Annotated in this window: 7 protein-coding genes; 1 reads left to right on the forward strand and 6 read right to left on the reverse strand. The window is 67.7% G+C overall.

Features of this window, described 5'->3' with window-relative positions; translation table 11 throughout:
• Nucleotides 1–325 precede the first annotated feature (325 nt).
• Nucleotides 326–892 (forward strand): hypothetical protein, encoded by a 567-nt coding sequence (locus tag FJ309_16285; GenBank protein MBM3956140.1) that lies wholly within the window; start codon nucleotides 326–328, stop codon nucleotides 890–892.
• A gap of 356 nt (nucleotides 893–1,248) precedes the next feature.
• Here FJ309_16285 and FJ309_16290 read toward each other — a convergent pair whose 3' ends face one another.
• The 6 genes from FJ309_16290 to FJ309_16315 all read right to left on the reverse strand — a co-directional run bounded on the left by FJ309_16290 (nucleotide 1,249) and on the right by FJ309_16315 (nucleotide 10,369).
• Nucleotides 1,249–2,628: a multidrug transporter gene (locus FJ309_16290; GenBank protein ID MBM3956141.1), complete on the reverse strand. Its 1,380-nt coding sequence runs from the start codon at nucleotides 2,626–2,628 to the stop codon at nucleotides 1,249–1,251.
• The gene (locus FJ309_16295; GenBank protein ID MBM3956142.1) at nucleotides 2,621–3,991 is read right to left on the reverse strand and encodes a serine/threonine protein kinase; all 1,371 of its coding nucleotides are present in this window, start codon (nucleotides 3,989–3,991) and stop codon (nucleotides 2,621–2,623) included. The genes FJ309_16290 and FJ309_16295 overlap by 8 nt, the downstream gene beginning before the upstream one ends.
• 111 nt (nucleotides 3,992–4,102) lie before the next feature.
• Entirely contained in the window at nucleotides 4,103–7,672 is a 3,570-nt protein-coding gene (locus FJ309_16300) for a hypothetical protein (GenBank protein ID MBM3956143.1), read from the reverse strand.
• A gap of 147 nt (nucleotides 7,673–7,819) precedes the next feature.
• Nucleotides 7,820–8,977, reverse strand: a complete 1,158-nt coding sequence (locus FJ309_16305) for a serine/threonine protein kinase (GenBank protein ID MBM3956144.1) — start codon at nucleotides 8,975–8,977, stop codon at nucleotides 7,820–7,822.
• Nucleotides 8,974–9,633: a sigma-70 family RNA polymerase sigma factor gene (locus FJ309_16310; GenBank protein MBM3956145.1), complete on the reverse strand. Its 660-nt coding sequence runs from the start codon at nucleotides 9,631–9,633 to the stop codon at nucleotides 8,974–8,976. The genes FJ309_16305 and FJ309_16310 overlap by 4 nt, the downstream gene beginning before the upstream one ends.
• 103 nt (nucleotides 9,634–9,736) lie before the next feature.
• Complete coding sequence (locus FJ309_16315; protein MBM3956146.1) at nucleotides 9,737–10,369, reverse strand: hypothetical protein; 633 nt, start codon at nucleotides 10,367–10,369, stop codon at nucleotides 9,737–9,739.
• Between the last annotated feature and the right edge of the window lie 172 nt (nucleotides 10,370–10,541).

The raw sequence follows: 10,541 nt of genomic DNA on the forward strand, positions 1-10,541 counted from the left end.
AGTCCGTCCGCGGCGGGGTGCGCGTCGCTGTCGCCATTGGGTCGAATCCTTCGACGAGAACGAGAAGCCCCCGGCTCGGAGGGCATCAGCATACACGGGAGACGGGGCCATGCGAGGGGGGGTGGGGGCGAGGGCATCTCGCCCTCAACAGATGAGCCTTTCGTGAAATCGGAAAGGCTGGCGTCCGGTTATCCGGTCTGAATCCGCCACAACTAAGAGAGCGTCCGCGGCTCGCGGCGGTTTGTCGAGCTTCCCGACAGAGGTGTGAAGCGCGAGACGCAGACAAACGTAGATCGTGAAACCTAAAGTAACGAAAGCCCGAGCCATGATCCACTTGGACATCACTGGTTTCTTCTATCGGTACGACGCCGATGCTGCAGGCATCAAGACGGTGTTCGACCTCATGCAGGCAGCGGCGGGCAAGACGAGCGGAAATGGAGGTGTCCTCTCGTTTGATGCTGAACCAGGTAGCGATTTTTGCCAGACGATTACCGTCGATTACGGTGCGGGCAGCACGCCCATGTCGCGTCAAAATGGCATGGCGAGGCCGAAAGGAAGATACACATACACTGACGATGTCGTGACGCAGGCGAATCGAATCACGGTCCCCGGGGGCGTCACTGGGGTCCATGTCTGGCAGTACTACATCACTGACGAAAAAGGAAAGTTGAAGTCAGGCGCGGATGCCGCTGGCAACCGTAAAATCGTCGGTTTCCGCGTATCGGATCAGCCACCATACGGCGCGAAACTCGTCGACGGCGATACCGTCACGTGGCGGCTCGTCGCGATCTTCGGCGTTGCCGATGCGATCGACGCCAACCGCGAACTGCTCGCCAAAAAGAGCATGGGCAAACCGCTGAGCCTCAAGGCTGCCATGGCCGCGCTGCGATGACGGAAGTTGTTGAGGGGAGCCGGTTGCTCACTCCGACGGGCTAGCTTGGGCCCCGGCGGAGACAGTCTTCATTGGAAATCAGCCCTTGGCTCCGCAGCAGCCAGGCTGCACGGGAAGCTCACGGCGGACGCTGGAACGCGCCGACGTGATCGGGACATGAACCGCGTTCAGACGTAGCTCATGTGTTGAATAGCCGTAGTCATCGGAGCCCGCTCAAACCCCGATCTGCCACCGCCTTGCGCGACGAGTCGTAGCGGGAGAAGGTCGCCGCGAGCACCCTAGCGGGCCTTTCTCTCGAGACGCATCGTTCAGGGCCGCAGGTGTCCACTCCCTCTGGTAGCCAATCGTTACAGGAATCATTGCTTGGTCGCCCGCTCCCCGCGCAGCACCCACTCGAGCAGCACTGCCTGGAGGACGCCGGCGAGGATCGACGCGACCGCGACCCCCGCGACCACGCCCCACAGGCCGAAGCCCGCGGGGAATGCCAGCCACCAGCACAGCGGCACCATGACCGCGACGTAACTCGCCGCGTGGATCGCCGTCGGCGCCCAGACCACGCCGCAGGCGCGCAGCGCCATCGACGCCACACCCTGGACGCCGTCGAAGATCGTCACCGGGGCCGCCGCCGCCAGCATCGCCGCCAACAGCGGCGCGAGGCGCTTGCCGTCGACCGACCCGTCGGCGTCGAGCCAGGCCCGCGCCAGCCAGTCGCGGCCCCCCCAGATCACCGCCGCGAGCAGCACGCCGATCGCCAGACTGACCGTCATCCCGAGCCGCGCGGCGCGGGCCGCCGCCGGAAGGTCGGCCCGGCCACGGTGCTCCGCCACGCGCACGGCTGTCGCCGACCCCAGGCCGACGGCGATCATGAACACCGCGCCGAGCACCTGCACCGCCATCCCCCACACCGCCCCGGCGTCGAGGCTCACCAGCGACGCCAGCACGTGGGTGAGGTTGAAACTCCCCCACTCGGCGACGTTGGCCAGCGCCGCCCCGTAGCCGAGCCGGTTCTGCCGGGAGAATTCGCCGCGGTCTGCCCGGCCGGTGAACGTCGTCAGCGGAGTGAACATGGCGGCGGCCACGAGCCCGGCGATCCCCATCGCCACGCGCGACAGCGTCGTCGCCCAGGCGACGCCGACGGCGCCGAGCGACGGCACCCAGGCGACGTCGAGCCAGGCGTTGAGGAGGACGGCGGCCCAACTGATCAGCGTCACGATCCCGGGGCGGCGCAGGGCCTCGAGCGAACTGGCCGTGGCGGCAAACGCCATCTGGATCGGCAGGCCGTAGGCGAGGATCCGCGTGCACTCGGCGGTCGCGGCCACGACCGGCTCGTCGAAGCCGAAGGCGGCGACCAGCGGCCGCGCGACGGCGATGCAGGCGAGCATCGCGACGATGCCGAAGCCGATCCCGACGGCCAGGCCGCGGCGGAGGATTCGCCCCGCCTCGGCACCGCGGCCGGCCCCCGACAGCTCGGCCGAGAGCACCTGCACGCCGGTGAGCAGGCCGATCCCGAACCCCATCGCCACGCCCAGCGGCAGCCAGGCATTGAGCACGAACGGCAGCTCGCCGGGACGATGGCGACCGAGGACGATCGCGTCGGTGAGCCCCATCAGGATGAAGCTCGCCCGCGTCGCCGCCACGGGCAGCGCCAGCCGCACGAGGTCGACGGCATCGGCGAGGCTGAGAAACGACCCGCCCCGGGTACCGCCCCCCTGCCCTGCCGCGCGGTCGTCAGCCACCCGGGGCACCCGCCGGCACCACGGCCGCCGTCCCCCGCGCCGCGATGCAGTAGATCCGGGCGGCCGTGCGGATGAGGAGCTTGTCGCCGACGATCGCGGGCGTCGCCATTCCCATGTCGTCGTCGGCCAGCGCGTTGGTGTGAAGGATCTTGAAGTCGGCGCCGCCGTCGCAGACGAACGTGACGCCGTCTTCGTTCAGGCAAAACACCTTACCCCCTGCGTACCACGGCGACGCGGTAAACGCGCGGCCCTCGGGGAGGCGCTGCGAGGCGTAGATCGGCTGCCCGGTCGCGGCATCGTGGCAGGCGAGGAAGCCGCGGTCGAACAACACCCACAGCTTGCCGTCGGCGACGAGCGTGGTCGGGTTGTAGGGGGCGGCGGCAGGCTGGCTCCAGGCGATGAACTGGTTGGATGTCTCGCCGGCCGCCAGCGAGATGTCGCCGGCGGCGCCCGGCTTGATCGCGTAGATCGGCTTCCGCGGGTCGAGGATGTAGCCGCTGCTCACATACAGCAGCCCGTCGGCTTCGAAGGGGGTGGCGATCGTGATGCTCGACATCCCCTTGATCGACCAGAGGAGGTTGCCGTCGAGGTCGTAGCTGCGGATCGCACCGGTGCCCGGGGTGACGATCTCGGTGCGCAGCGGGTTTTCCCAGACGTACGGCGTGCTCCAGTTGCTCTTCTCGTCGCGCGGTGTCTTCCACACCTCGCGGCCGGTGGCGGCGTCGAGGGCGACGAGCTCCGACTGCTCCTCGTTGTCGTCGACGACGTACAGCCGCCCGTCGTGGAGCACCGGCGACGCGGCGGCCCCCCAGCCGAAGCGCATCGCCCGCGGCGGGAGCTCCCGACTCCATTCGACCGTGCCGTCGAGATCGAGGCACCAGATACCGACGCTGCCGAACATGCACCAGACGTGCTTCCCGTCGGTGACTGGGGTCTCGGAGGCGTAGGTGCTCTTGATGTGGATCGGCGTCTTCGGCACTCCCTCGTGGACCAGCTTCTCCCAGCGCACCTGCCCGGTGCCGAGGTCGAGGCAGATCACTTTCCACTGGTGGATGCTGTCGGCCGGCTTGGCACGCTCGCCGCCGAAATACAGCCCCTTCTTCGCCGCTTCGGTGGCGCCGGTATTGACGACAGTGGTGAGAAACACACGGTCACCGGCGACGACCGGCGACGACCAGCCGCGGCCGGGGATGTCGCGCTTCCAGGCGACGTTGTCGGTGGTGCTCCAGCGGTCGGGAGGGAGCCGATCGCCGACGGCGACACCGCGGGCGCCCGGGCCGCGGAACTGTGGCCAGGGGGTCTGGGCGTGGGCGATCGGCGCCACGATCGCGACAGCCAACACGACGACGAAACGAGCGGCCATGGTCTTGCCCCCGGGGAACGGGCGTGCCTGGAAGGCGACGCCGCGCGTGCAGCCTAGCAGCCCATGGGCGGAGCGATCCACCGCGGCGTTGGGCGCGGAAGACCGTCGCGGTCAGGAGCCGCGCCAGCCCTCGACGAGTGCCCCGACCCACTGCCATGCATCGGGGAAGGCCTGGCCGAGGACGAGGAGCAACGGGATGGCCACGGGGACGGCGATCCTCACGATCGTCTGCACGTCCCAGGCGACACGCGGCCCTTTCAAGTTCGCGATCAGGTTCAGGACCGGGTCGCGCTCGATGCGGACGAGCGTGCTGACGCTCACCCAGGCGAAGGCGATGAACGACAGCGTGCTGGTGAGAAGCAGAGCACTCCGCGGCTGGCAGGGAATGCTCGTCGAGGCGATGAACAACAGAATTGCGCCGACGATCAGGCCAGCGCTGAGCCAGCGGATCTGGCCGCCCAGCGAACGGACGAAACGCTTGATACCGATGACGCGCTTGCAGGCGGCGACCCGTCGCAGGTCGGACTGCGGAGGACCATCGGTCGGCTCGAACATCGCTCCAATGTCGTCGAGGCTCGGTAAGGGCGGGCGGCGCGAGTAGAGCATCCGCCCGAGAGCGACGTCTTTCGGTCGGTGCAACTCCTTGAACGCCTCCTCGAGCCGCGTTCCGGGCGTGTCGACCTCGCGGCGGAAGGCGCTGAGCCTATCGAAAAGAAGATCGATCAGCGTCTGCGTCCGGACGAGCAGCAGTGCCCACGTCAGAAAGGCCACCATCACGAAGGTGACACATCCCCAATGGACGCGGGGGTCGGGGTAGATCGCAGTCAGCCTCATCGCAAGCGTTACGAGCCACGTGCTCGTGGCCACGAGGAAAATGAATTGCAGGACGCCGATCGGAGACTGTACCGAAACGCGGGAGCCGTGTGCCGGGCTCCAGTGCAACTGATTCCTGATCCACTCGATGGCATGGTATCCGAGCAGCGGATACCGGATGGTCTCCAATTCCCGGCGATCCTCCTCCATGACGGCATGCCGCGAACCGAGCGACGACCTGATCGGATACTCATCGGCGCGCCAGCTCCGCAGCAGCTCCGCGTACCACATGGAAGCCAGCCCCAAACCGGCGGCCGAAAGGGGCAGGAGTGGCGAGATGCCATTGAATACCCAAGCAGTCGTGAGCAGCCAGGGAAGCCGATAACTCGAAATCCCGAATTGCGAGGCACACGCGATGAGCAGGCCGACGGAGAGGATCGAGGAGCCGGCGGTGAGCCAGTAATCGGCATACTCGCCCGCGGCGCGCCGCGACCACGCTTGAACTGCAATGCGAACGAGGCTCGCGGCAAGGTGCGTCGACGCAGTCGCTGCGAGAATTGTAACAGGAAGCAACAACCGCGGTTCCCCGGCGAAGATGCAGCCCGCCAGGAAGACGAGCACGAACAGGAGTCTGAGGAGGCGCGGGATCCGCCAGGGTGCCAACAAAAACGTACCGATCACGAACCAGGCGAGTGACCAGGATGCGTGCAGCTTGGCGATACCTCGGATGCCACCCTCCCAGGTCGGGTTCTCACCGGCGATCAGTCCGGTCAATGCCACGGCCGCGACAGCTGTCGCGGGCAGCCAGAGTGCCGCAACCGTGACGGTGAGAGGCCCGCCGAGCCGCCAACTCCTCCCGCGCACATGCTCGCCCGGCAGCGCCCCACGAGGCAGATTCCACCAGTCGGCCAGCGGCCTGAGCCACTCGTCTGCCGCTGCCCGCAGATTCGTCTCTCCGTCGGTGCCGGTCGTTTCGAAGCCGCCGCGGATCGCGATTGAAGAGAGCAGCGCGAGGACCAAAAAAATGACAGTCAGTTGTGTCAGAGGCACGGCGCTCACGTGAATACCCGGGAGCGCGAGCCGCGCTGACTGCTTGCCCCCCTGACCTGCTCCGGATCCTTCGGAAGAGTCGGCCGTCTGCAAGCGGACGACTTTGCTCTCCGCAGGAAGCTCGTACTGTTCCAGAGGCCAGGCCCCCTGGTAACCGACCGCCGAGATCCAAATCCTCGGCCGCTTTGAGGCGGCGGAAGTAACGCCACCGCAGATGGGTGAGTCATAGTGACGGAATCCAGCGTCCTCCGGAGCCTTCTCGAGGTGATATTCCTGAATTACTCCCCGGTAGTTCGCGTCTCGACGCCCGGCCATGTCGAGCCCGAGAGCGATCGCGTTGAACAACGCGTAGTTCGCCTGCGTCGGAAGGGCGAGTCGGCTCGCCGGCGTTTGGTCGTCCGTGAGCCATAGGTGATGGGCGATGAAGGGCGGATATGCTGACACGACGAGGGAGCCGAGCATCGCCTGACGGAACATCGGATGCTCGAAGGCGAGATCTCCACCCACGAGCAGGATCTGCGCCTCGGGGACGTGCTTGCGCACCTGATCGACGAGGAACAGCCGGTCACGGTGGTCGGTCGCCGTGATCCCGACCGCGTCGAACTCGTCGCGGGCGATGTCGAGCAGGAGGTGACGGAGGGAGAGCTCGGTGTACGGTCCCTGCATCCGGGGCGAAAACCGGGGTAACAGGTCCCGGGCGTTCGACTGCGCTTCCGCTGGGAACCGGAGTACGGTGCGATCGGCGGGGCTCGCGAGGTGGGAGATCGTGTTGCGTGCTGCGTCCTTGTCGTAGGCGTCACGTACCTGAGCGATGCCGGTTGGAAAGACGAAGTTCCAGATGACAGCCTGATTTTTTTTGGGGCGCCTCGTTCCTGCGGCCAGCCCGGTACCTGCCTCGGTGAGCCATGCGACCCGAACGACGCCAAGTCGATCCAGAGCGTATTTCAGCAACTTTTCGCGCTGCTCATCGAAGCTTGCGATCGTCGCGGCGTACGAGGTCGATGTCCCTTCGACGAGCCGTTCGAACCGGTCGACGTCGAATGCGGTCGCGCTGAAGTTGAGCACGACCACGGGAATGTCGTTCCCGGCCTTTCGCGGGGCCGCGAGCGTCAAGCCCAGCGACTCAGCGGAACCGGTGAACACCGGCCCGAGGATCGGAATCACGGTCTGCCGAGGTGTCGACAGTCGTAGCAAAGCGTGAGCGTGGTCGAGAGCGGCAGTCAACGAGGTCCGATTCACGCCTGACGTCATCAACTCTCCGACCACGTACACGACGAGCAGTTGCCGCCGACCGTGGTTGTCAGGCCCGCGAAAGAGGATCGCGCCGGGCTGATTCGCACACGGCTGCTGCGCCCCCGACTTCCACGGCAAAAACCAACGGTCAGCGACATAGTCGCGTTCTGTCAAGGCCTTTTGCAGTGATTCAACTTGGAGGTCGGTGCGATACCCGTTCGACGAGAAAATCGGATCTGCGACGCACATCACCAACGCCTTGAGCTCGAGCGACTGCTCACGCGACTCGGTGTCTGTGCCACAGGCCGGATTTCGTTTGGGTTCCGAGGCGCTCCCGACTCCAAGGTACCCGCTGAGTAACTCGTCGATCCCTTTCGTTTGCGAATCATCCCGTTTCGGGGGCTCGCGTTCGTTCGGCAGAGAAGAGTCGCCGCCTGTCTCGAGAGCGGGCGTGTCCGCTTCGGCCGAACGCAACCGAGACGACGAAGAACTGATGCTGGGCCAGGGAATGAGCAGCAGCAGACCCGCCACCATCGCCAGGAGCGCGCCGACGACCCCGCGCTGCTCGTTGTTCTGCTCGGCCATGGAGCGCTGTTCTCGAGACGGTCGGGGCCTCGCCCCGTCCCCTCGATGGTTTCCTCATCCAGGGGGAGACGCAAATCGCCCGGGGGGCGGACGCCCGCGCGTCCTCCCGAAAGCAAGGCGGATTCGCGGTCACCGACCGGACGCCCTTCAGCCCGTGCCGGCAAACAGGTCGAGCTCGCTGGCCAGTGCCGCGGCCGAGGGGCGACGGTCGGGCTCGCGCTCGAGGCACCAGCGCACGATCGACGCCAGACCGGAGGGGATCTCCGGGCCGCCTTCGAAGGGCGGGGCGACAACGCGGTCGCGGAGACGGCGGAAGGCTTCGCTTGGCCGCTCGCCGGCGTGGCGCGAGCGGCCGGTGAGCAACCGGTCGAGGACGAGGCCGAGGGCATGGACGTCGGTCGCCGGGCCGACGGGGCCAAACGCCGAATCGACCTGCTCCGGCGCCATCCACTCCGGCGACCCGAGGACCGTTCCCGGGCGCGTGCCGTCGGACATCAGGGCGTCGTCCTCGGCCGTCGTCGGGCAGACGATCCGGCCGAGACCGAAGTCGCCGAGTTGGACGTCGTAGCCACCGCCGGTCCCCGCCGGATCGGCCAGGGATGGCGGGCCGTCGCCGGGGGCGACGAGGAGGACGTTGGCCGGTTTGATGTCGCGGTGGACGATGTTGCAGGCATGGGCGTGGTCCACCCCGCGGGCCAACCGGGCGACGACACGGGCCGCCGAGTCGATCGGCAGCGCGCCGGGGTGCTTTTCGAGCCACGCCGCCAGCGTGCCGCCCGGACACAGCTCGGTGACGAGGTACGGCGCGCCTTCCGCCTCGCCGACTTCCAGCAAGCGGACGATCACCGGGTGGACCAGACGCGCGCACAATCCCGCCTCGCGGCGGAACCGCCGCCGCTTCGCCTGCGAGTCGGCGGCCTCGGGGCGGAGGACCTTGAGCGCCACGCGGTGGCCGGAGACCGTGTCGGTCGCGGCGTAGACGATCGCGAACCCGCCGCGGCCGAGCTCGTCGGTGATCGCGAACCGGCCGATCGCCTGCGGGCGGGACGCGGAAGGGAGCGCCACGGCCCTGCGCTCGGCTGCCAGGGCGCGGATCGCGAGCAACAGCCGCAGGTCATCGGCGCTGACCCGGGAGCTGGCCGCCTCGATCGTCGCCGCGTCGGCTGCCACGGTGGAACGCCGGAAGAGGAGATCGTCGAGGTCGAGCACCGCCTCGACACCCGCCTCGTCGTCACGAGCGGTGGGGACGGTCTCGGGATCGGGGGTGCCGTCCGGCCCGGCGGCGGGGTCGATCGGTTGGTTCATCGGTTTCCCGGAGACTCGGGCGGATCATCGCCGCGGCCACCGTTCATGCGCTCACGCAGGATGGCGAACCCCCGGTGGAAGAGCTTGCGGGCGGCTTCGCCCGATCTCCCCATGCGGTTGCCGATCTCGACGAAGCTCAGGTCCTCCTCGAAATAGAGCGTCCATGCCACGCGGTAGTCGTCGGGGAGGCGCTCGATCTCGGCGGCGAGCAGACGCTGCTCCTCGTGGAACTCGGCCGACCGGTCGGGCTGCCGCGCGCTGGCCGCCGGCTCGAAACCGGGAGACGACCCGTCGTCGTCCCGGAGACGGATTTCCCGACCGACGTCGCGCTTCTGGGTGTCGGTGAAGCGGCGACGGCTGTCACGAATCGTGTTGGCGATGATCGACTGGAGGAAGCCGTAAAACTCCCCCTCGCTGGCGCCACGGAACTGGTGGAAGTCGCGCCACGCTTCGATCATCGCATCCTGGTAGATGTCGCTGACAGCGTCCTTCGACTGGAGCGCGGGATCGATCCGCCGGGCGATGAAGCGCTCGCACTGCCGGCGCTTCCACTGGATGAGGAGGCCGAAGGCCCCGTGCGATCCCTTCCGGACCTCGGCGAGGAGCCTGGTGAATTGCTCGGGAGGCAGATCCTCCCCACCCTGTTCGGCGTCCATGGCCCCGTTCCTTTCCGTCGTCCCGCCACGGCGAACGGCTGGATAGCGTAGCCATCCGCAGAGCCGTCCGGCAGCGAGATTTCCAGAAGGGGGGGCGGCGCGGTCAGGAGGTGCTGAAGCCGCGGGCGGCGGCGAACCGCGCGGCGGCGGCGTAGCGGTTGCGGAAGCCCCCGTCGGCAGTCCGATCGAAGTCGGAGGCGGCGGTGATCAGTGCCAGCGGCCGGCTGGGGATGCCGTGCCGCGCGAGGTGCTCGCTGCGGTCGATGAGCTCCTGGGGGAGCTCGAAGAATGCCGGCAGGTCGGGGTGATGGTCGTGGGGATCGACGGTGGCGATGCCGTTGGCGTCGGGGAGCTGATACATCAGCGCCCATCCATACATCTCGAGCGGTCGGTGTTCCGGGCGATCTGCCCCGCGACCGTGCGACCGGGCATGCCGCGGGCGCCGGCAGGTGTCGCCGGGGCTCACGAGGGTGGCTGCCAACCGGCACCTGAACCCCTGCGCCCGATACCGCGCGATGCGGTGGAAGCTATCGGAGCCGTCGTCGCACCCCAGCGGGGCGAGTGTCGTGTCGTCGACTTCGACTTCCCAGGGACCGCCGTCGGGGGACCGGACCAACAGCGCCGGACCGACGATCAAGGGGCGGTAGACGGTCGACCGCCCGTGCATTCCCGCCGCCGCGTCGCTCGCGGTGAGCAGGCGAATCGGAACAGCGGCAGCAGCGAGGGTGAACGCCATGACAGACCTCCTTGGCGACGCGACCCTGCGGAACGTAGCCGGCAGGGTGGACAACCTTGTATCTTGCCCGAGGCACCTTCAAGCGGCCACAGTGAGCCTTCCGTCCATGGTGCTGGGCGCAGCCCAGCCACCGCTGGCACGGAGACCGGCGGTAGGTCGAACAACCTTCGGC

It is taken from the genome of Planctomycetota bacterium (genome assembly GCA_016872555.1).
Taxonomy (GTDB): Bacteria; Planctomycetota; Planctomycetia; order Pirellulales; family UBA1268; genus F1-20-MAGs016.

What these genes read in the sequence shown, in the direction of transcription:
- FJ309_16285 (MBM3956140.1), top strand. Translation starts at nt 326, where the DNA reads ATGATCCACTTGGACATCACTGGTTTCTTCTATCGGTACGACGCCGAT.
- FJ309_16295 (MBM3956142.1), bottom strand. Translation starts at nt 3,991, where the DNA reads ATGGCCGCTCGTTTCGTCGTCGTGTTGGCTGTCGCGATCGTGGCGCCG.
- FJ309_16300 (MBM3956143.1), bottom strand. Translation starts at nt 7,672, where the DNA reads ATGGCCGAGCAGAACAACGAGCAGCGCGGGGTCGTCGGCGCGCTCCTG.
- FJ309_16305 (MBM3956144.1), bottom strand. Translation starts at nt 8,977, where the DNA reads ATGAACCAACCGATCGACCCCGCCGCCGGGCCGGACGGCACCCCCGAT.
- FJ309_16310 (MBM3956145.1), bottom strand. Translation starts at nt 9,633, where the DNA reads ATGGACGCCGAACAGGGTGGGGAGGATCTGCCTCCCGAGCAATTCACC.
- FJ309_16315 (MBM3956146.1), bottom strand. Translation starts at nt 10,369, where the DNA reads ATGGCGTTCACCCTCGCTGCTGCCGCTGTTCCGATTCGCCTGCTCACC.